This window comes from Halorubrum marinum (genome assembly GCF_048381195.1).
Classification (GTDB): Archaea; Halobacteriota; Halobacteria; order Halobacteriales; family Haloferacaceae; genus Halorubrum.
The window spans coordinates 243278-262621 of sequence record NZ_JBLWMM010000003.1 but is presented as its reverse complement, the minus strand read 5'-3'; the positions used below and the strand labels follow the sequence as shown (position 1 = coordinate 262621).

The 19344-nt window shown below is 67.8% G+C and carries 20 protein-coding genes; 9 read left to right on the top strand and 11 right to left on the bottom strand.

Translation table 11 applies throughout. The features are described from left to right. Entirely contained in the window at positions 1–1254 is a 1254-nt protein-coding gene (locus ACNSN4_RS05150) for a Glu/Leu/Phe/Val family dehydrogenase (protein ID WP_418284709.1), read from the bottom strand. A gap of 62 nt (positions 1255–1316) precedes the next feature. Continuing rightward, a complete protein-coding gene (locus ACNSN4_RS05145; RefSeq protein WP_418284708.1) occupies positions 1317–2174 on the bottom strand; it encodes an HpcH/HpaI aldolase/citrate lyase family protein in 858 nt (285 codons plus the stop codon). Between the two features lie 88 nt (positions 2175–2262). Here ACNSN4_RS05145 and ACNSN4_RS05140 point away from each other — a divergent pair, with 88 nt between their 5' ends. Continuing rightward, complete coding sequence (locus ACNSN4_RS05140; RefSeq protein WP_418284982.1) at positions 2263–2784, top strand: MaoC family dehydratase; 522 nt, start codon at positions 2263–2265, stop codon at positions 2782–2784. A 25-nt stretch (positions 2785–2809) separates the two neighbouring features. On the opposite strand, the gene cyaB is transcribed toward ACNSN4_RS05140, so the two are convergent. Continuing rightward, positions 2810–3436, bottom strand: a complete 627-nt coding sequence (cyaB, locus tag ACNSN4_RS05135; protein WP_418284707.1) for a class IV adenylate cyclase — start codon at positions 3434–3436, stop codon at positions 2810–2812. Between the two features lie 120 nt (positions 3437–3556). On the opposite strand from cyaB, the gene ACNSN4_RS05130 reads away from it, so the two are divergent. Both ACNSN4_RS05130 and ACNSN4_RS05125 read left to right on the top strand, forming a co-directional pair. After that, on the top strand, positions 3557–4489 hold the full coding sequence (locus ACNSN4_RS05130) for an FKBP-type peptidyl-prolyl cis-trans isomerase (protein WP_418284706.1): 933 nt from the start codon (positions 3557–3559) through the stop codon (positions 4487–4489). A gap of 101 nt (positions 4490–4590) precedes the next feature. Further along, positions 4591–4851, top strand: coding sequence for a DUF8049 family protein (locus ACNSN4_RS05125; RefSeq protein WP_418284705.1), 261 nt, complete (start codon positions 4591–4593; stop codon positions 4849–4851). 27 nt (positions 4852–4878) lie between these two features. Here ACNSN4_RS05125 and ACNSN4_RS05120 read toward each other — a convergent pair whose 3' ends face one another. From ACNSN4_RS05120 to ACNSN4_RS05105, 4 genes are all read right to left on the bottom strand, one after another. Further along, complete coding sequence (locus tag ACNSN4_RS05120) at positions 4879–5502, bottom strand: RAD55 family ATPase (RefSeq protein ID WP_418284704.1); 624 nt, start codon at positions 5500–5502, stop codon at positions 4879–4881. A 132-nt stretch (positions 5503–5634) separates the two neighbouring features. Next, the gene (locus ACNSN4_RS05115) at positions 5635–6315 is read right to left on the bottom strand and encodes a MinD/ParA family ATP-binding protein (protein ID WP_418284703.1); all 681 of its coding nucleotides are present in this window, start codon (positions 6313–6315) and stop codon (positions 5635–5637) included. A gap of 78 nt (positions 6316–6393) precedes the next feature. Continuing rightward, positions 6394–6786: a YlbF/YmcA family competence regulator gene (locus ACNSN4_RS05110; protein ID WP_418284702.1), complete on the bottom strand. Its 393-nt coding sequence runs from the start codon at positions 6784–6786 to the stop codon at positions 6394–6396. 78 nt (positions 6787–6864) lie between these two features. After that, on the bottom strand, positions 6865–7518 hold the full coding sequence (locus ACNSN4_RS05105) for an alpha/beta hydrolase (RefSeq protein ID WP_418284701.1): 654 nt from the start codon (positions 7516–7518) through the stop codon (positions 6865–6867). Positions 7519–7671: 153 nt separating this feature from the next. Here ACNSN4_RS05105 and dph2 point away from each other — a divergent pair, with 153 nt between their 5' ends. Further along, positions 7672–8715 (top strand): diphthamide biosynthesis enzyme Dph2, encoded by a 1044-nt coding sequence (gene dph2, locus ACNSN4_RS05100; RefSeq protein WP_418284700.1) that lies wholly within the window; start codon positions 7672–7674, stop codon positions 8713–8715. 169 nt (positions 8716–8884) lie between these two features. Continuing rightward, on the top strand, positions 8885–9661 hold the full coding sequence (locus ACNSN4_RS05095; RefSeq protein WP_418284699.1) for a DUF4013 domain-containing protein: 777 nt from the start codon (positions 8885–8887) through the stop codon (positions 9659–9661). Position 9662: 1 nt separating this feature from the next. On the opposite strand, the gene ACNSN4_RS05090 is transcribed toward ACNSN4_RS05095, so the two are convergent. Beyond that, positions 9663–10124, bottom strand: a complete 462-nt coding sequence (locus ACNSN4_RS05090) for a TIGR00725 family protein (RefSeq protein WP_418284698.1) — start codon at positions 10122–10124, stop codon at positions 9663–9665. Between the two features lie 94 nt (positions 10125–10218). On the opposite strand from ACNSN4_RS05090, the gene ACNSN4_RS05085 reads away from it, so the two are divergent. From ACNSN4_RS05085 to ACNSN4_RS05075, 3 genes are all read left to right on the top strand, one after another. Continuing rightward, a complete protein-coding gene (locus tag ACNSN4_RS05085) occupies positions 10219–10875 on the top strand; it encodes an HAD family hydrolase (protein WP_418284697.1) in 657 nt (218 codons plus the stop codon). A gap of 118 nt (positions 10876–10993) precedes the next feature. Beyond that, complete coding sequence (locus ACNSN4_RS05080; protein WP_418284696.1) at positions 10994–13360, top strand: ATP-dependent DNA helicase; 2367 nt, start codon at positions 10994–10996, stop codon at positions 13358–13360. Positions 13361–13433: 73 nt separating this feature from the next. Then, positions 13434–13583, top strand: coding sequence for a hypothetical protein (locus ACNSN4_RS05075; protein ID WP_418284695.1), 150 nt, complete (start codon positions 13434–13436; stop codon positions 13581–13583). 64 nt (positions 13584–13647) lie between these two features. Here ACNSN4_RS05075 and ACNSN4_RS05070 read toward each other — a convergent pair whose 3' ends face one another. Both ACNSN4_RS05070 and ACNSN4_RS05065 read right to left on the bottom strand, forming a co-directional pair. Further along, the gene (locus ACNSN4_RS05070) at positions 13648–14823 is read right to left on the bottom strand and encodes a M24 family metallopeptidase (RefSeq protein ID WP_418284694.1); all 1176 of its coding nucleotides are present in this window, start codon (positions 14821–14823) and stop codon (positions 13648–13650) included. An 88-nt stretch (positions 14824–14911) separates the two neighbouring features. Next, positions 14912–15523: a translation initiation factor IF-2 subunit beta gene (locus ACNSN4_RS05065; RefSeq protein WP_418284693.1), complete on the bottom strand. Its 612-nt coding sequence runs from the start codon at positions 15521–15523 to the stop codon at positions 14912–14914. A gap of 540 nt (positions 15524–16063) precedes the next feature. Between ACNSN4_RS05065 and ACNSN4_RS05060 the strand changes: the two genes are divergently transcribed. Then, entirely contained in the window at positions 16064–16909 is an 846-nt protein-coding gene (locus ACNSN4_RS05060) for a DUF8054 domain-containing protein (protein WP_418284692.1), read from the top strand. A gap of 47 nt (positions 16910–16956) precedes the next feature. On the opposite strand, the gene ACNSN4_RS05055 is transcribed toward ACNSN4_RS05060, so the two are convergent. Continuing rightward, complete coding sequence (locus ACNSN4_RS05055; protein ID WP_418284691.1) at positions 16957–19242, bottom strand: S8 family serine peptidase; 2286 nt, start codon at positions 19240–19242, stop codon at positions 16957–16959. Positions 19243–19344 lie beyond the last annotated feature (102 nt).

Here is a 19344-nt window from a genome sequence, read left to right as displayed (position 1 = left end):
CTACGGCCAGCTGCCAGCCTGATCGGCGGCGTCGACGATCCGGTCGATAGCGACGACGTACGCGGCGGTCCGGAGGTTTCGGAGATCGTGGGACTCGTACGCTTCGACGATATCGTCGAATGCCCCGGTGATCACGCGTTCGAGTTCCTCGTTGACACGCGACTCGGTCCAGTGGAACCGCTGTCGGTTCTGCACCCACTCGAAGTACGACACGGTGACGCCTCCCGCGTTCGCGAAGATGTCGGGGACGACGTAGACGTCGCGGTCGGCGAGAACGTCGTCGGCGCGGGGCGTGAGCGGTCCGTTCGCGGCCTCGACGATCACGTCGGCGGAGACGTCGGGAGCGAGGTCACCGTTAATCGCGTTCTCCAGTGCCGCCGGGACGAGGAGATCGACATCGAGGGTCAGCAGCTCGTCGTTGGTGAGCGGATCGGTGTCGCCGTAGCCGGTGACTGAGCCGGTCTCCGCCTTGTGCGCCTTGACAGAGCGAGGGTCGAGTCCCTCCGGATCGTGGATGCCGCCGGAGGAGTCGGAGACGGCGACGATCGTCGCTCCGAGGTCGGCGAGCAGCGCGGCGGCGACGGACCCCGCGTTACCGTAGCCTTGGACGGCGACGGTGGCGTCGGCGACGTCGTCGTCGAGCCAATCAAACGTCTCGCGCGCGGCGAGCGCGGTCGACCGCCCGGTCGCCTCCACGCGACCCTCGCTCCCGCCCGAATCGATCGCTTTGCCGGTGATGACGCCGGGGGCCGTCGTGTTCTCCAGCGTCTCGTAGGTGTCTTTGATCCAGTTCATCTCCCGCTGGCCGGTGTTCACGTCCGGCGCGGGGATGTCGCGGTCGACGCCGATGAGCGGGCGAAGTTCCGTCGCGAAGGCGCGAGTGAGCCGTTCGAGTTCGTCCTCGGAGTAGTCCGCGGGGTCGATCGCGATCCCGCCCTTTCCGCCGCCGTAGGGGACGTCGACGACGGCGCACTTGTACGCCATCCACCCGGACAGCGCCTTCACCTCGTCGCGGGTCACGTTGGGGTGATAGCGGATACCCCCCTTGTACGGTCCGCGGTCGCCGTTGAACTGCGACCGGTACGCGCGAACCGTCTCCAGCGAGCCGTCGTCGCGCTCGAAGGTGAGATTCGTTTCGAGGAGCCGCTCGGGGTTTTTCAGTCGCTCGATGAGTCCGGGGTCGGCGTCGAGAAACGCGGCCGCGTCGTCGACCTGTTCTTGCAGACTCTCAAACGGGTTCACTTGGCCAGCCATACAGAACTCTCCCGCGGGCCGGTGGTTAATTGTGACGGCCGAACGAGTTCTTGTGTGGATCGCTATTGGGGACCGGCGGCGGCCGCGCGCTCCGCGATCCGTTCCGCCTGCGCGATCAGGGGGGCATCGATCATCTCACCGTCGACTTGGAACACGCCCCGGCCCTCCCGCTCGGCTTCGTCGCGTGCAGCGAGCACGGCCGCTGCCCACTCGACCTCGTCGGGATCCGGGGTGAACGCCTCGTTTATCGGGTCGACCTGCGCCGGGTGGATCGCGAGCTTCCCGTCGTAGCCGAGCGTGAGCGCGAATTCGGTGTCCGCACGGAGCCCCTCCGCGTCGGAAAAGTCCGTGTACACCGTGTCGATCGCGTCGACGTCGGCCGCACTCGCCGCGAGCACCACGTGCTCGCGCGCGTAGAGTACCTCGGTTCCGTCGGCGGTTCGCGTCGCGCCCACGTCGGCGGCGAGGTCTTCGGCACCGAAAATAACCGCGTCGGTCGCCGGCGCACCGGCGATCGACCGCGCCGAGAGGACGCCGTCGGCGGTCTCGACCAACGCGAACACCGCCGGATCGAGCCCCCGGTCGGCACACAGCGTCGCCGTTTCGTCGATCCGAGCGGCCGATTCGACCTTCGGGAGCATCACCGCGTCGAGGCGGAGGTCGGTCTGTGCGTCTACCCCCGCCAACGCGTCGAGGTCCGCGCCCGCCGCCTCGACCGTCAGCCGGACGCACACCTCGGCGTCGGGGTCGAACTCGGGGTCGGCGAGCACGTCGCGGACGGCCTCTCGCGCCTCGTCCTTGCGGTCGGGCGCAACCGCGTCCTCGAGATCGAAGCAGATCACGTCGGCCCCCGCATCGGGGGCCTTTCGCATGAGTTCCGGGCGGTCGCCGGGCGAAAACAGGAGGCTTCGTCGGGCCATGCTCGCCACTCCCGCCGCAGGGGTATTAAACGTCGTCGGCGCGGCGACGAGCGACACCGATTTGACCCGCCCGGTCGACGCGGCGGACATGACCGGACGTTACTACGAGGAGTTCACCGTCGGGGAGTCCATCGACCACGCGACGCGGCGGACGATAAGCGAGGCGGACAACCAGCGGTTCTGTGACATGACGATGAACCAGCAACCTCTCCACCTCGACGCCGACTTCGCCGCGGAGACGCAGTTCGGCCAACGGCTCGTCAACGGGCTCTACACGATGTCACTGGCTGTCGGCGTGTCGATTCCGGAGACGACGGACGGCACCATCGTCGCGAACCTCTCGTACGATAACGTCGAGCACCCGAGTCCGGTGTTCCACGGCGACACGATCCGGGCGCGGTCAACGGTCACCGACAAGCGGGAGACGAGCGACGGCGAACGCGGGGTCGTGACGATGCACGTGGAGGCGTTCAAAGTGGTTACCGAGAGTGCAGAGGGTGTCGAGGGTGCAGAGGGTGTCGAGGGTGCCGAAGGTGACGGCGGAGACGTCCTCGTCTGTGAGTTCGACCGGACGGTCCTCTCGGAGAAGCGTCCCGCCGGCGACGCGTAGCGACCGCGACGAGCAGTGGGAATCCTCACTCCCCGTCGACGCTCCCGTCGAGCAACAGCCCCAGATACGACGTTCGAACTTGGTCGGCCGCATCGAGTCCGAGCCGGTCGAGCGCCGCCATCGCCTCGTCGCGGACGGCGTCGATCGCGGCCTCGTCGTCGACCGCGCGTTCGATCTCGACGAACTCGCCGAGACCGTCGACGGCGTCGAGCGTCACCGTGAATCCGTCGTACGACCAGAACTCCCGGTGCTTCTCGACCGTCGCGGCCGGTTCGAACCCGAGGCCCGTGAACGCGCCGGCGACCGCGTCGCCGTCGGCGACTTCGGTCTCGTGTTCGGTACGCGTCTTCGAGGCCGAATCCAGCAGCGGCCCTTTATACGTCAGCTTCGTCGTCTCGCCGCCGATCTCGTCCGCCTCGCCCGCCTCGCCCGTCTCGTCCGCCTCGCCCGACGCCCCGGAATCAAGTCCGCCTGGGAGGGCGGTTTCGTGGCGGACGCGGAGCGCCTCGTCCGTCTCGGCGAAGTTCCGATGCGGCGCGTCGTAGTACACGTCGCTCTGGTGGCGGGTATCGACGCGCTCGGCGCCGGCGTCACGGAGGCGCTCGCGGACCGCGTCGACATCGGCCGGCACCTTGATCTCGACCTCGTACATACCGCCGCATCCGGCCGGGAGCCGCTTAAAAAGCGCGGGACGCGAACGGCCGCGGCGGTCGCTCGCACCGCGCCGGACGGAACCGTGCGCCTTAAGGGTGTAACAGGTGACCTTTTGGGTATGAGCGATCAGGAGCAAGCGGACGCGGCCGAGGACGCCGAGGCCGAGACCGAAGACGAGACCGAAGCCGCTGGACTCGAAGACGGCGACTTCGTTCGTGTCGCGTACACGATCCGAACCGCCGACGACGACCGCGTCATCGACACGACCGACGAGTCGGTCGCCGAAGAGGCGGAGATCGACACCGAGGAACACGAGTTCGAGCCCCGCGTCATCGCGCTCGGTGCGGGTCACGTGTTCCCGTCCGTCGAGGAGGCGTTCCTCGGCGCGAACGTGGGCGACGAGGGCGTCGTCGACGTTCCCGCGGAAGACGCCTTCGGCGCGTACGACCCCGACGAGGTCGAGACGGTCAAGGCCGACAAGATCCCCGAAGACAGCCGGTACCCCGGCGCTCAGATCCAGATCGACAACCGTCAGGGCTACTTGGAGACGATCATCGGCGGCCGCGCCCGCGTGGACTTCAACCACCCGCTGGCCGGCGAGGACCTCGAATACGAGTACGAGATCCTCGAAGCGATCGACGACCGCGAGGAGCAGGCCGCCGGCATGCTCGGGATGTACCTCCAGGACGCGCCCGAGGTCCGCATCGAGACGGTCACCGAGGAAGAAGAGACCGTCACCGAGGACGAAGACGGCGAGGAGACCGTCGAGACCGAGGAAGTCGAGAAGGACGTCCTCTACGTGACGGCCACGCAGGCGATGCAGATGAACCAGCAGTGGATGTTCCAGAAACAGCAGATCGCCCAGGACCTCATGAGCCGACTCGACCTCGACCGCGTCGTCGTCGAGGAGGTCATCGAGGGCGGCGGCATGGGCGGCCTCGGCGGCATGATGGGCGGCATGGGCGGCGCCGGTGCCGGTGACATCGAGGAGGCGCTCGAGGACGTCGACATCGACGCCGACGAGATCGCAGACGAGCTCGACGAGGAGTAAGCGGCGGCGCGGGCGGCAGTCCGAACGTCGGAGACACAAAACACCTCGCGTCGGGACCGACGAATCGATCCTTTTTGTACTGCAGTCAGCCACGGACAGACATGGAGATCGAACGCGCACGGGAGGACGCGCTCGTCGCCGCCGCTGCCGGCGGCACGACGGTCGCGATCGCGCTGCTGTCCGGCGTCGCCGGGATCGTCGACGTCGCTACGCTGCCAACGCTCACCCCGCTCGCCGTCTACGCGGTGTACCTGTTCTCGCGGAAAGGCGGCCCGTACGGATCGCTCGATACGGCTCGAAACTGGGCGCTCGCGGCGCTGTGTTCGGGCCTGCTCGTACTCGCTGCGGCGATCGCGTTCTGAGAGGACTCGGCGGAAGGGGCGGTGATCTCAGGCGATGTCTCGGCTCGTGTCGACCGAGACGGAGTCCGTGAGCTTCAGCTTGAGGGGCTCTTCGAGGGCCGCGCCGCCGCGGTATTTCGGAACGATGAGCCGGTTGACGATCTCGGTGCCAGTGACCGTCGTTCGGAGGTCGAAAACGAGGTCCGCGACCTGCTCGGTAACGAGGCGGTTGGGGGTATCAGCGTCGCTCTTCAGCGCGTGGAGGAGAACCATCGCGTCCGCCTCGTCGGCCGTTCGGCGGAGATCGTTGAGGAACTCCTGGTACTCCGTGCGATCGCGTCGCTCTAGCGGTTCGACGGAATCGACGACGACCGTACCGCGTTCGGGGAGGTCGGCGGCACGTTCGAGCACCCCGTCGAATGTGTCGCCGTCATCGATCCGGCGAACGTCGGTCGCCGCTGACTCGTCGGTATCCAGCGTCAAAGCGTCCTCGACGGCGTCAACCGGACGAACCGTCGTCAGGTAGCGACAGTCGCGGACCCGGGAGAACCGGTCGAGTATCAGTTCCGATTGGCTTGCCGGATCGGCCGTCAGCACGACGACGCTGCCGCTCGGGAGACCGCCGCCGAACTCCCGGTCCAGCACCGATATTCCGGTCGGGAGTGTTTCCATATGATCGCTGCTGTCTCCGGAGGTTTGGCTCTGTCGATGCGGGTGAAATCCCCGCTTTCCGCCGTATTGTGTCGTCATCGGGCAGTCCTCACGGTACGACCTAGCGGTTGAGGGACACCGTATCACAAGTGGTTACGCGATGCGCCACCGATCTGCGCCGTACCGGTCGACGAGCGCCTCTGCAACGCGGTCGTACGCCGATCGAACCCGCGGCGCGGACAGGGGATCAGGCGCCGCCGCCGGAATACGACCCAGTACGGGACAACCGAGCAGTTCACCGACGGCTTCGGGGACCGACTCGGCGCGGACGGCGACGACGCCGAGGGGGCGACAGTCGAGCCGACGCGCGATCGCGGCCGTCTTCGTCGCGTCGCGAAGCGCCGCTCGGTCGAGCGGCGTCACGAGGAGACACCGATCGGCGTCTCGGAGCGGGGCCACGGCGTCGGGCGACGCGCCAGCCGGACAGTCGAGCAGCGTCGGCGTATCGTCCGGGATCGTCTCGTCGAGCGATTGAAAAACGCTTTGGGCGTCGACACGTCGAGGAGTCGCCGGCGCGGCGAGCACCGTCGGTGCCGAGCGGGCCGGACTGAGTCGTCCCTCGTCGCGGACCGCATCGAGGACCGTCCGCTCCTCGGTCGGTGCAGACGAGCGGTCGCCGTCGCGGGTCGCCGTCGCGAGACGCGCGGTGTTCGGGAGGTCCCAGTCGGCGTCCGCGACGACGACCGGCGCGCCGCGTCGAGAGAGCGCTCGGGCGAGACCGACCGACGTGGTCGTCTTTCCGCTTCCACCTTTTCCGCCAGCCACGGCTATCACGAGGCGAGTTGCGTCGGATTCGTATATAAATAGCTGGTCGTCAGTACCGTCGAGATCGGTCGGCCGCAGTCAGCGCCGTCAGTCCTGACAGCAGCCGCCGGCCTCGCCACCGAAGTCGACCGCGAGCGGCTCGGAGATGGCCTTGTTGACGGATTCGAGCGTGTCGGACAGTTGGTCTTGCGCGTCGAGGAACTCGCTCATGACGGGCATCGCGTGGAGCTCGTCCTGTGCGTCCTGTACGTTGTGAAGGTCTGCGTTCGTCGCCTGTCCGCTCTGGCGGGCCTGCATGAACTCCGCGCGGAGCTGCTCGAACTCGTCGATCTTCGCTTGAACTTCCTCGTCGCGCTGGACGGCCTCGCGAGCCGCCTCGAAGCGCTCGTACTCGGACGTTCCGGCGATCCGCTCGCCGAGCTCGCGGCCGAGGTCTTCGATCGAGGCCTGTTCGTCGGCTGCGGCCTGTTCGACGCTCATACATCCTCTGTGGCCCGGAGCCGTTTCAACTTGCCGGAGCCGGGGATCGCCTGGGACACGGCGTGTCGTCGATCGGCGTCAGGCGAGCCGCGATTCGACGAACGAGACGACATCGCGTAGTTCCTGTTGGCCGATACCGTGACCGCCGGGGTAGCTGCCGCGCGTGACAGCCGCGCCGAGGTCGTCGAACCGGTCGGCCGCCGCGGTCGAGCGCGACTCGGGAATGACGCGGTCTCCGGCGCCGGCGCCGACGAACACCGGTTTCCCCTCGATATCGTCGGGGTCGAGATCGGCGTGGGCGTCGGCGAGGTAGCCGTGGAGCGCGACGACCCACGCGTAGCGGGTCGGCTCCTCCAAGACGAGCGAGAGGCTCGTGATCGCCCCTTGGCTGAATCCGAGGAGGCCGATCCGATCGGGGTCGAGGTCGTACGCTTCGGTCGCGGCCGCGACCGACTCGCTCACGAGATCGAGCGCGCGGCGGAAGTCGGCCGCGTCCGGCTGGCTCGATTCGAGTCCGCCTCCCGAGAGGTCGAGTTCGTACCACGTGTACCCGCCCTGCAGCGGGTCGGGCGCGCGGAGGCTGATCACGTGAAGCGCGTCGGGCAGGTGGCGGGCGACGGGGAGGAGGTCCTCCTCGTCCGCGCCCCGCCCGTGGAGGATGAAGACCGCGGGCGCGTTCTCGGGAGCGTCGTCGGGCGCGACGTGGACGTGTTCGAGCGGAATCGCAGTCATGTCACCTCGGTTCGTCGGCTCCGCGGTTGTATCCGTCGGCCGCGGCAGGGGATTGGGTACATAGCATCGACCTCAGCGAGAGTACCACGATCGATCACCCGCTACGACCGTCGAACGCGCGGTTTAACCGTCCAGCCACACAATTCGGTCGACATGAGCGGCTCTACGGAGGGCGACCTCACCAAGACGGGGATGGCCCTGAAACACGACCGCGAGTGGGACTACGAACTCGACCGGATCGTCGAGGCGATCGAGGAGCGAGACGCCTCGAAGGTCGGCCTCCAGTTCCCGGAGGGACTCAAGCGCCGCGGCCCGAAGGTCGCCGACGACCTCCGCGCGGCCGCGCCGGACGACGTGACGTTCATGCTGTCCGGACAGCCGTGTTACGGCGCCTGCGACCTCGACACCTACCTGATGCGCCGGACGGACGTGTTCGTCCACTTCGGCCACACGCCGATGAAGGAGTCCGACAGCATCGTCTACGTCCCGCTCTTCTCGAACGTCGACCCGTTCCCGATCATGGAGGACGCGCTGGAAGAAGAGCTCACACCCCCGGAGGAGGACCCCGACGTGGGGCTCGTCACGACCGCCCAGCACATGAACCGGTTCGAGGAGATGACCGACTGGCTGGAAGAGCGCGGCTACGAGGTCCACACGCGCCGCGGCGACGACCGCCTCACGATGGAGGGACAGGTGCTCGGCTGCAACTACGCCTCCGCGGACATCCCCGCCGATCAGGTGCTGTACGTCGGCGGCGGGAAGTTCCACCCCGTCGGGCTCGCGATGGAGCATCCCGAGAAGCGCGTCATCATCGCAGACCCCGTCAACAACGCGGTGTCGGTCGCCGAACACGACCAGTTCCTCAAGCAGCGCTACGCCTCGGTTCACAAGGCGATGGGCGCCGAGAAGTGGGGCGTCATCTTCTGTACGAAGATCGGCCAGGGACGCTGGGAGACGGCCCAAGAGATCGTCGAGAACAACGAGAACGCCTACCTGATCACGATGGACGAGGTGACGCCGGACCGCCTCCGCAACTTCGACATGGACGCGTTCGTCAACACCGGCTGCCCCCGCATCACGACCGACGACGGGCCGCGATTCCACAAGCCCATGTTGACCCCTGGTGAGTACAAGGCCGCGATCGGCGAGAAGCCGCTCGACTCGATCGAGTTCGACACGTTCCACGACACCTGGTAGCGCGCGAGGTCCGATCCCGGCGACGAACCCGCCCCGCCGCACGGGAGCGATCCCTTCCGCCTCCCTCGGTCCCGTCTATCGGGAACGGAACCGTCGCATTGCGGGTAATTCACGCCGCTTCACTGAATATAACTATATATTCTCACCGTGTCGGTTCTCCGGATATCTCATGGTAAACGACGAAAGCGACACCGGGATGCAGGCGGGACACGGGTCCGAGATCGACGGTGAGTACGGCGGAGTAGTCGAGGCGATAGCGTCGGCGATACGATACCCCGCAGAGAGCGACGACGTCGTCAAAACCGTTCTCATCGGCGGACTACTCGCGCTGTTCGGCTTCCTCATCGTCCCGCTGTTCGTCCTCGCCGGGTACGTCGTGCGAGTGTACGACCGCACCGCCGCCGGCGACGAGGTCCCGCCGGTGTTCGACGACCTCGCGGAGATGACCGTCACGGGGATCAAGGCCGCGGTGATCGGTATCGTCTACGGCTTCGTCCCGCTCCTCGTCGGCGGTGCCGTCGTCCTCGTCGGTATCGTGGGCGTCGGCGTCGGCGGAGACGGGGCCCTCGGCGGCCTCGGTGTGCTCGGCATCCTCGTCGGCGGAATCGTGTGGCTCGCCCTCGCGCTCCTCGTCGGGTACCTCCTTCCGGCCGCGCTGGCGAACTTCGCCCGGACCCGGTCGATCGGCTCCGGGTTCGACGTCGGGACGCTGAAACCCGTCTGGACGTCCCGGTCGTACGCCGTCGCGTGGGTGACGATGTTCGCCGTGCTCCTGATCGGCGGCGTCGTCGCGGCCGTGCTCAACGTCGTCCCGATCCTCGGGACCGTTGCCGGGGCGTTCGTCGGGTTCTATTTCAGCGTCGCCGCGTACTCGGTCATCGGTCGGTCGTGGAGCGGATTCCCGGGCGTCGGGCGCGTCCGGCCCGTCACCTCGGAGACGCTCTGAGTCACGCGTCTCGACGGGTTTCGACGGCCTCGGTCTCCACGTAGTCGACCGCCGCCGCGGGCGACGCGACCGCTCTCACGCCGTCGACGGTGTGCGTGTCGAGTCCGGCGACCGCCCGTCCGTGCGCGAGCGCTAGCCCGATCTCCGAGAGGGTGCCGTAGGACCCGTCGACCGCGATCGCGGCGTCGCCGTTCATCACGACGAGCGCGTTGCGCGCGTGACCGAGTCCGGTCGCGATCGGGACCGTGACGTGCGGGTTCGCGTCCTCTCGGCGGTCCGTCGGGAGGATCCCGATCGTCTCGCCGCCAGCACTGTGTGCCCCGCGACAGACGGCCTCCATCACCCCACCGAGACCGCCGCAGACGACCGTGTGTCCGCGGTTCGCCAGTCGTTCCCCGAGTTCCTCGGCGACGGCCGCCGTCTCCGGACCGACCGAACTACCGCCGATGACGCTGACGCGCATACCGCGGGACGCGGGGCGGACGTATATAAAAGAGTCGGCGTTCGTGTCGCGACGTTGGTGAAACGCTTTTAAGTACTGGGCGACTCCGGACTGTATGACGTACGATACCGTCGTGTTCGACAACGACGGTGTCCTCGTGGGCCGCACACGCTTCGGTGTGCTCCGGGACGCGACCCGGAACGCATTCGAAGAGTGCGGCGTCGAGGAACCCGATCCGGACGACGTAGAGCGCATGACCATCGGTGCGACCCCCGGCAGCGTGGGGACCGTCTGTCAGACGTACGACCTCGATCCGGGGTCGTTCTGGCGGACGCGCGACGACGTGGTGTCGAAGGCCCAACAGCAGGAGGCGCGCGAGGGACGCAAGACGCCGTACGACGACCTCGACGAGCTACGGGACCTCGACGTGGAGATGGGTATCGTCTCCTCGAACCAGCAGGCCACCGTCGACTTCCTCGTGAACCACTTTGACGGGTTCGAGCGGTTCGGAGCCGCATACGGTCGCGAGCCGACGATCCACTCGCTCCAGCTACGGAAGCCGAACCCGCACTACATCGAGCAGGCGCTCGGCGACCTGGACGCGGGGAACGCCCTGTTCGTCGGCGACAACGAATCCGACGTCCGCGCCGCCGAGAACGCCGGTATCGACTCCGCGTTCATCCGGCGGCCCCACCGCCGCGACTGGGAGCTGAACGTCTGGCCGACCTGGGAGATCGACGAGCTGAGCGACCTCCACGACATCGTCGGCTAGGAGAGGTCGGCCGCCGTCGGTCGCACCCACGGTCAGGACGGGTTTCGACCCGGTCCGCCGTCGGGAGCGGCCGCGGGTCTCTCAAGGTTTAACTCCGATCGGGAGCTACGCCGCCACAGTGACAGACGCCCCGACATGGACCGACATCTTCGGCCACTCCGAACCGTATCCGGAGCAGGCCGACGGCATCGACGCCGCCATCGACGCCGCCGAAGACGACGGCTTTCTGGCACTGGAGGGCGCGTGCGGGACGGGCAAGACGATGCTCGCGCTCACCGCCGGACTGGATCGGGTCCGCGACCCCGACTCCGAGTTCGAGCGCGTCTTCGTACTCACGAGCGTCAAACAGCAGCTTCGGCAGTTCGAGACGGATCTGGAGACGATCAACGGGGACCTGCCGGACGGGTACGACCCGATATCGGGACTCACTCTCGTCGGGAAGGCGGACGTCTGCCCGTACGCCCGCGAGAACCGCGGCGGTATCGACCGAGAGAACGTGTACGAGCGCTGTGAAGGACTCCGCGAGCGCACCCGAAACCTCGTCGGCGACGGCGGCGCGACGACGACCGGAAACCTCGTGAGCGAGGCGCGGAGCCAGCAGGTGGGGTTGATGGACTCGGGAAACGGCGGCGCCTCGGCCAGCGGCGATTCCGCCCCCGCCGCCGACTACCTCAGCGTCGACGGCGAGCCCACCCCCTACCGCCCGGACACCGAGGAGTTCGAGGGGACCGAGTTCTGTCCCTTTTACGCCGGCTTTCTGGACGACCTCCCCGAAGACGGCGACCCGGCGGAGGCCGTCCCGTTCGACGTCACGGAACTCGGACATATCGGACCGAGCGAACTGGTTCGACTCGCCGCCGGGCACGGAACCTGTCCGCACTCGATCATGGGCGCGCTCGTCCCGGAGGTGGAGGTCGTCGTCGGAAACTACTACCACGCGTTCGATCCGGTGACGACCGGAACCTTCACCGGGGCGCTGCTCGACGACTCGACGTTCGTCGTCTGTGACGAGGCGCACATGCTCGAACCGCGCGTTCGCGACCTCGTGAGCGACGCGGTCGCCGACGCCAGCCTCCGGGACGCGGAAAACGAGCTCACGCGGGTCGTCCAGCCGCTCGAGTTCGAGACGGCCGGCGCGGAGTCCGACGACGCCGCGCTCGTGCGAGGGGAGTTGGACGACGCCGACGTGAGCGTCGAGGAGATCCAGTCGGTCCGCGAGTTCTACGCGGACCTCCGCGGCGAGCTGGATCGGCGGGTGATCGCGCACCTCGACCGCGAGCACCCCGACTGGCGGGCGTCGATGCGCGAACTGGACGCCGACGAACTCCCGCTCCGGGACCCGGAGACGCCGGCCGAGGACGCGATCACGACGTGGGCGAGAAACGAGGGGCACGATGACCGCGTCTGGGCCCGGGCACGGCAGGTCGGCGCGGTCGTCAAACGCGTGCTCGACTCGCTGGAGGAAGAGGACAAACAGCGCGCCGCGCCCGGGGTGGGCCGGACCCTCAACGCGTGGTACCGCGAGGGCCACGAGGACTTCTTCCGCGCGATCGACCTGGAGCGGACGTGGGACGAGACCGCCCCGCCCGACTCGTGGCGGCGCGCCTACAACGCGAGCCTCGCGCTGTACAACTGCCTGCCGAGCGAGCCGATCGGCGAGCGACTCGCCGAGTTCGGCGGGGGAGTCCTGATGAGCGCCACGCTAGAGCCGATGGACGTGTTCCGCGAGGTGACCGGGCTCGACCACCTCGAAGCGCGGGGACGCCCCGTCGTCGAGCGGACGTACGGGCTCTCCTTCCCGCCCGGGAACCGCGCGAGCTTCGCCGTCGACGCGCCGAAGTTCACCCATCAGAACCGCGGCGCGCCCGGCGAAGAGAACGACACGCGGCTCGCGCACCTCGACGCGACCGCGACCGTGGCGAATCGGGACGGCAACGTGTTGGTCGGCACGCCGAGCTACGCGGAGGCGACGTGGATGGCCGAGTCGCTCGCCGACCGGCTCGACAAGCCGGTGCTCCTCGACGAGTCGTCCGGCGATCGCGCGACGGAGTCGCTCAAAGACGACTTCTTCGCAGGTGAGGGGAAAGTTCTCGTGACGAGCCTCCGCGGAACGCTCACTGAGGGCGTCGACTACCGGGGCGATCGCCTGTCGGCCGCCGTCGTCTGCGGCGTTCCGATCATCAACACGGCCCGTCCGCGGACCCGGGCGGTAATCACCGCGTACGACCGCCGCTTCGAGTCGGGGTTCGAGACGGCGCTCACCGTCCCGGCGGTCCGAAAGGCCCGACAGGCCGTCGGCCGGGTAATTCGAGGACCGGAGGAGCGCGGCGTGCGGGTGCTGCTCGACGCTCGGTACGCCCGCGAGTCCTGGAACAGCGTCCGGGAGTACCTACCGGCACACGAACGCGAGGAGTACCAGCCCGTGAGCCCCGACATGCTGGGGTTCGCGTTGGACCGATTCGCGGAGCGAACGGACGAAACCTGATCCGCACGGTTAACGACACGTTTGACGCTGGTATGGAGCGTGTAACTACCAGGAGGAGGGTCGTGTACCGAGTATGAGTCAGATAGCTCGGGAACGGTACCACCTCGTCTGCAGAGACTGTGCACTCGAACGGCTGTTCGACGTCGACGATGAGGCGGCGCGTCTGAGGCGCGAACACGCCCGAGAGACGGACCACCGCGTGGTCGTCGGCCGCGTCACGTAGACGGTATCGAACCTCCGAGTGGGCCGGTAGTCAGTTGAGTACGCCGGCGTTCGCACGCCTTCGCTCACACCACGTTCGAGTCGATATCACGGGGGAAGTGCGTGAGCGTCTCCGTCCCCGACTCGGTGATCGCGACCGTATCGGAGTGGCGATAGCCGTACTCCTCGGTGTACAGTCCGGGCTCGATCGTGTACACGTGTCCGGGAGCCATCACCGCGTCGTCGCCGTCGTAGCGCTCGCCCCACCCGCGGTCGATGTACGGCGGCTCGTGCGCGCCGAGCCCGATGTTATGTCCGACGTGGTGCTGCGCGAGGTCGGTCACGCCCTGCTCTTCGAAGTACTCCCAGACGGCCGCGTCGACCTCGGCGACGGGGACGCCGGGCCCGAGCGCATCGATGGCGATCGTCTGCGCCTCGAGCATGAGCTCGAAGTAGTGTTCCTGCTCGTCCGTGTACTCGCCGACGAACATCGTTCGCTCCAGTTCCGAGCGGTAGCCGTCGACGTTCGCTGTCGCGCCCGTTACGAGCACGTCGCCCTCGGTGAGCCGCTCGTTCGGGGTGTGACCGTGCGGGAGGGCGGTTTCGTGGCCCGAGATGTACCCGGCGTGGACGGGACCGTCACCGCGGACGCGAACGCTGTAGGTGTCGCCGAGCGTGTCGAGCATGGCACGGGACGCCTCGGTCGACGCGCGCTGAGAGACCGTCGCCGGGTGCGCGCCCGGCTCGGAGAACTCCGCGAGGTATCGGTGGCCGAGGTTCGCCCACTTCGCCGACTCGCGAATGAGGTCGACCTCGTCGTCGGACTTCGCCCAGCGCATGCGGTCGACCCACGACTGCGTCTCGACGTCGAGGTACTCCGAGAGCGCGGGCCCCTCGTAGCCCATCACGCCCGGCGCGCCGTCGGCGTCGGTGGCGACCGCGTCGACGTCGAGGCCGTTCAGCATCTCGACGGCGACGGCGATCGGCTCGCCGCCGGGATAGTCGAAGTAGTGGTGGACGGCGTCGATCCGCGGATTCGGCTCGACTCGTTCGACCTCCAGTCTGGGGACGGTGAGCTCCACGGCGTCCGCGGTCACCGCGAGGACGACGGGTCGTTCAGTCTGGATGTGGTGGAAGCCGGTGAGGTACTCGATCGCGGTCGCGCCGAACCACGTCGCCGCGTCGGCGTCCGTCTCGGCGAGTCGATCACGGACCGCCGCGAGACGGTCGTCGAAGGCGGCGGCGGGGAGTCGCGTGGCCATAGCTCACGATTCGCGAACGCGCGGATAAACGGTCGGGTAGCGGAACGGGTGTGCGGACGCGGTCAGCGACCGGTCGCTCCTCGCCGGCTCAGTTCTCGCGGCGGGCGAACGCGAGGTTTCCGGAGACGTTCTTGATGTACGCTTTGACGGTCTCTCCCTCCTGTGCGCCGGGGACGAAGACCGTGTACTCGCCGCGTTCGGCGACGCCGTCGCCCTTTCGGCCGGTGCCGACGATCTCCAGTTCGTACGTCTTGCCCGACTCGATCGCCTCCTCCTGACGCTGGGTGTTCGAGGTGTTCTGCTTGGCGACCGGTCGGAACGCCCCGCAGGCCTCACACCGGAGCATCGGCGTGCGGTTCTCCGTCTCCAGTCGGGTGTCGGGGAGACCGCACTCCGAGCAGGTGACGTACGACTCGATGTACGAGTCGACGGCGGCCTGGAAGTCGCGTTCGCGGAAGTTCCCGTTATAGCGGGCGCGGCCCGACTCGTACTGGCCGGCCGTCCCGAGCTCCTGCTGGATCTTCGAGTGGACGTGTTCGGGGTCGCGGCTCAGCGCGTCGGCGATAGACGAGAGGTTCGTCAGTCGGGTGAACGCGCCGTCTTTCTGGGTCTCCGGGTCGGGGACCGACAGCCGCTCGTCGGAGCCGCCGAGGTCCGGTACCTCCTCCATCGCGCGGTCGAGGCTCGATTCGTAATCCATACGCGAGGGAACGACAGCGCGACGGAAATCGCTTCCGGGTTCCGGAGGGGCGTCGCGGGTGCGTTTTCGATCAGTTCACAGAGCCGGCGCGATCATAGCGATCAGGAGGACGGCCCCGAGCAGTGCACCGAGCACCACGAGGACGTTCCGTTTCGGCGCATTCGGCGCCATACCGGGGACGCGTCCCGAGAGCGCTCGGAACGTGTCTCTCAGGACTGAGTCCCTCCGACGCGGCTTCGACCTGTCGACCCTGGCTTCTCCGTCGGTCACGCCCCGAACAAGGAGAGCGCCGTAATTAGCTATGCACCGCGGTAACGTGTTAACCGCTTGGTAATAATTTGTGCGATCCGCGTCACGGATCCGCCGGGTTCGAGCAGCGGGAACCGAAATCGGATAGGCTATCCGACCCGTACGGCCACTGTTTTGCCCGGACGTAACCAACGCGCTCGCTACATCAATGTCAGATTGTTGGGCCACCCCCGTTTCGACCGAGAGGTGACGCGGCGTATACTTTTGCCCCGATATCACACACCGTGTGGTATGAGCGACGCTTCCTCGTTGATCGACGCGGTCCGACGGCCCGAGTACACGGGATCGAACCGGTGTCTTCCGTGCACGGTGGTCAACGGTCTCATCGCTCTGGTTGCCGCATCGATAGCCACGATAACGGTATCTATCGGCGTCGGCACCGCCGTCCTCGCGGCCTGTGGGGCCGCAATCTACCTCCGTGGATACCTAATCCCGGGGACGCCGACGCTCACGAAACGGTATCTGCCGGGTCGAATCCACCGGCTCTTCGGGACGCATCACGTCGAACCAGCGGGGGGCGGCGTGACCGCCGATCCGAGCGTCGGCACCGAACGACACGACGCGGAGGGCGGGTACACCAACGCAGGGGAAGCACTCCAAGACGAGGGAGTGGTGACGGAGTGTTCGGAGGCCGACGACCTCTGTCTCGATCCGGAGTTCCGTGACGCGTGGCGACATCGTATCGCCGGACTTCGTGAAGGCGGGACCGGCGTTGATCGCCTCGCGGCTCATCTCGACGTCGACCCGCAGGCGCTTGCGCTCGAAGATCGTGAGAGCGAGTATGCGGTGACCTACCACGGGGACCGCGTCGACGGGTGGCCATCCCGGGCGGCGTTCCTCGCTGACATGGGCGTCGAACCGACGCTCTCGGAGTGGTGTTCGGGATGGGAGTCGTACGACCCCGAACTCCGTACGCAGATCATCGGCAGTCTACGGGCGTTTCTCGAACGCTGTCCGGCCTGCGACGCGGCCCTCGAAGCGAGCGAGAGCGCCTGGGAATCCTGTTGTCGCGAGGGAACGGACGTGACCGTTTCGTGTAACGCCTGCGGAGACGTCGTCTTCAACGGGCGGTACTGAGACGCGTTTGGGACGACTCCAGGGACGCATCCTTCGCTGGTAGCACCTCAGGTGGACACGGTCCGGGTTTCCGTGACCGCGTGTCCGTTCCTATCGGTCACTGTGAGACGAACGTCGAACCGAGCGTTGCGCGCGTGTTTCACCCGGAGCTCGTCGATCCCGGACGCTTGCGATCCGGCGACGTTCGTTCGGATCGAGTCTCGGACGCGTCCGCGTCGGTCGAGGACCTCGACCGAGACGGAGTCGAGATCACCGTCGGCGTCGCTCACGGCCCACTTCGCGGTGATCTCCGCGTGTGGGTTCGGTGACCCGGCTTCGCTGACGACGTAGTCGTCGACGACCGGTTCGGCGGCTGCCGGTTCGTCGGCGGTGTCGCTCGTCAGCGTCAGCGTCTCGCCGGCGTCCGTGGTCCCGTCGGCATCGGCGACGGCGCGGAACTCGTAGTCGGTTCCGCCTGCGAGGTCGCTCAGCGTCGCGTCGAACGTCCCCGTCGCGGACAGCGTTTCCGGGGTCGTCGTCTCCGGAAGCCCCTCGCCGCTGACGCCCCACTCGAAGGCCACCTCGGCCGAGGAGGCACCGTCGAGGACGTCGAGCGTCCCCTCGAGCGTGGCGCTCGTCTCGTCGACTGCGACGGAACCGGTCGTCGACACGTCGACGGTGACCGTGACCGCGTCGGTCGTGAACGCGAGCGTGGTCCCGGCGTCCGCATCGCTTTCGGTTTCGGCGACAGCGCGGAACTCGTAGTCCGCCCCGTCCGTCAGGCCCGTCACTGACTCGCCGAAGGCACCTGTCGCGGTCAGCGTCGTGGTATCCGTCGTCGACCAGGTGTCTGCCCCCTGTTGGCGGTACTCGAAGGCCGCCGTCGCGGTGTCGCCGTCCGGTAGTTCGTCGAGCGAGCCGTCGAGCGTCGCGCTCGATTCGCCGACGTCGGAGGCGCCGGTGGTCGAGACGGCGAGGGGAGCCGTCTCCTCACCGTCTCCGTCGTCGCTGTCGTCGCCATCGCCATCGCCATCGCCGTCGTCGTCTCCACCGTCGCCCCCGTCGTCGACGGCCGCCTCGACGTCGAGCAGCCCCGCGCCCTGCTGAGCCGCCGAGAGCCCGATGTCCTCGGCGGTGTCGCGGAGTCGCGCTCGCGCCTCCGTGCTCGTGTAACCGTTCGCCATCAGCTGCCCGCCTGCGCCTGCCACGTGCGGGCACGCCATTGAGGTGCCCGACTTACGCCCGTACGATCCCGGGACGGTCGAGTAGACGTACGACCCCGGCGCGGCCAGTTCGATCTCTGGACCGTACGACGAGTACGAGGCCAGGCTGTCGCTGCTCGTGGTCGCGCTGACCGCCACGACGCTGTCGTAGGCGGCCGGGTAGTTGACGCAGTCGGAACAGCCGTCGTTGCCGGCGGCCGCGACGAGCAGGACTCCGCGGTCCGCGGCGTACCGGCAGGCGTCTCGCAGCGTCGCGTAACTGCTCGCCGCGCCGAGGCTCATGCTCCCGACGTCGTACCCCTGATCGGCGACCCACTTGATCCCCTCCGAGAGGCCGGAGACGGTGGCGTACGCGTCCGCGTCGAACACCTTTACCGCGTGGAGCGTCGCTTCCGTGCTAACGCCGACGACGCCGACGTCGTTGTCGACCGCTCCCGCGATGCCCGCACAGTGCGTGCCGTGGCCTTGGTCGTCGTCCCAGGGTTCGGCACAACCCGAACACGTGACGACCGCGTAGCCCTCGCCGAGGTTCGCCGCGAGATCCTCGTGATCGGAGTCGATCCCCGAGTCGATGATCGCGACGTCGCCGCCGGCACCCGTCTCGCCCGCGGCGTGCGCGCGGTCGGCGTCGACGCGGTCGACGCCCCACGGGAGCGTCTGTCCGAGCGGCGGTACCGCTCCGTCGCGTTCGACGTACCGGACGTCGGCGCGTCGCTCGAGCGCCTCGATCGCTTGGGGCGGGAACCGCCCCGAGACGGCCTGACCGATGTCCGCGAAGTCGAGGACGCGGCTCACCGACTCCGCTCGCGACTCCACGGCGCGCTGTGCGGCCCGCGACCCCGTGCCGATCACGACCTCCTCCGGGCGGTTGCCGGGCGACGCCGCCGCCTCGCCGGTCAGCAGTCCCGCGCCCGCGAGCGCGCCGGTGGAGATCAGCACCGACCGCCGACTGGTGTCCGCGACCGAAGACGACTCGTCCGCGGCGTCGCGGTCGTTCGTCGCCGCCGTGGACTCCGCCGCCTCCGTTTCGTCGCCGTCGCCGTCCGCGTTCGACGCCGGTGGTTCCGCGTCCGTCCCCTCGAACGGTGCCGTCGCTGTGCGTCCCGCTCTTCGACCCAGCTTGTGTGCCATTACGGACGTTACTGTACGCTTAACCGGCTTAAGGGCTCGTGTGGATTCTATCGAAAACAACCGAGAATAAAAGAATATTCAAATAAGTTATTTAAAAAGACA

Bases quoted from the DNA above. Each gene is read 5' to 3' on its own strand.
- ACNSN4_RS05150 (WP_418284709.1), bottom strand. From the start codon at position 1,254: ATGGCTGGCCAAGTGAACCCGTTTGAGAGTCTGCAAGAACAGGTCGAC.
- ACNSN4_RS05145 (WP_418284708.1), bottom strand. From the start codon at position 2,174: ATGGCCCGACGAAGCCTCCTGTTTTCGCCCGGCGACCGCCCGGAACTC.
- ACNSN4_RS05140 (WP_418284982.1), top strand. From the start codon at position 2,263: ATGACCGGACGTTACTACGAGGAGTTCACCGTCGGGGAGTCCATCGAC.
- cyaB (WP_418284707.1), bottom strand. From the start codon at position 3,436: ATGTACGAGGTCGAGATCAAGGTGCCGGCCGATGTCGACGCGGTCCGC.
- ACNSN4_RS05130 (WP_418284706.1), top strand. From the start codon at position 3,557: ATGAGCGATCAGGAGCAAGCGGACGCGGCCGAGGACGCCGAGGCCGAG.
- ACNSN4_RS05125 (WP_418284705.1), top strand. From the start codon at position 4,591: ATGGAGATCGAACGCGCACGGGAGGACGCGCTCGTCGCCGCCGCTGCC.
- ACNSN4_RS05120 (WP_418284704.1), bottom strand. From the start codon at position 5,502: ATGGAAACACTCCCGACCGGAATATCGGTGCTGGACCGGGAGTTCGGC.
- ACNSN4_RS05110 (WP_418284702.1), bottom strand. From the start codon at position 6,786: ATGAGCGTCGAACAGGCCGCAGCCGACGAACAGGCCTCGATCGAAGAC.
- ACNSN4_RS05105 (WP_418284701.1), bottom strand. From the start codon at position 7,518: ATGACTGCGATTCCGCTCGAACACGTCCACGTCGCGCCCGACGACGCT.
- dph2 (WP_418284700.1), top strand. From the start codon at position 7,672: ATGAGCGGCTCTACGGAGGGCGACCTCACCAAGACGGGGATGGCCCTG.
- ACNSN4_RS05095 (WP_418284699.1), top strand. From the start codon at position 8,885: ATGGTAAACGACGAAAGCGACACCGGGATGCAGGCGGGACACGGGTCC.
- ACNSN4_RS05090 (WP_418284698.1), bottom strand. From the start codon at position 10,124: ATGCGCGTCAGCGTCATCGGCGGTAGTTCGGTCGGTCCGGAGACGGCG.
- ACNSN4_RS05085 (WP_418284697.1), top strand. From the start codon at position 10,219: ATGACGTACGATACCGTCGTGTTCGACAACGACGGTGTCCTCGTGGGC.
- ACNSN4_RS05075 (WP_418284695.1), top strand. From the start codon at position 13,434: ATGAGTCAGATAGCTCGGGAACGGTACCACCTCGTCTGCAGAGACTGT.
- ACNSN4_RS05070 (WP_418284694.1), bottom strand. From the start codon at position 14,823: ATGGCCACGCGACTCCCCGCCGCCGCCTTCGACGACCGTCTCGCGGCG.
- ACNSN4_RS05065 (WP_418284693.1), bottom strand. From the start codon at position 15,523: ATGGATTACGAATCGAGCCTCGACCGCGCGATGGAGGAGGTACCGGAC.
- ACNSN4_RS05060 (WP_418284692.1), top strand. From the start codon at position 16,064: ATGAGCGACGCTTCCTCGTTGATCGACGCGGTCCGACGGCCCGAGTAC.
- ACNSN4_RS05055 (WP_418284691.1), bottom strand. From the start codon at position 19,242: ATGGCACACAAGCTGGGTCGAAGAGCGGGACGCACAGCGACGGCACCG.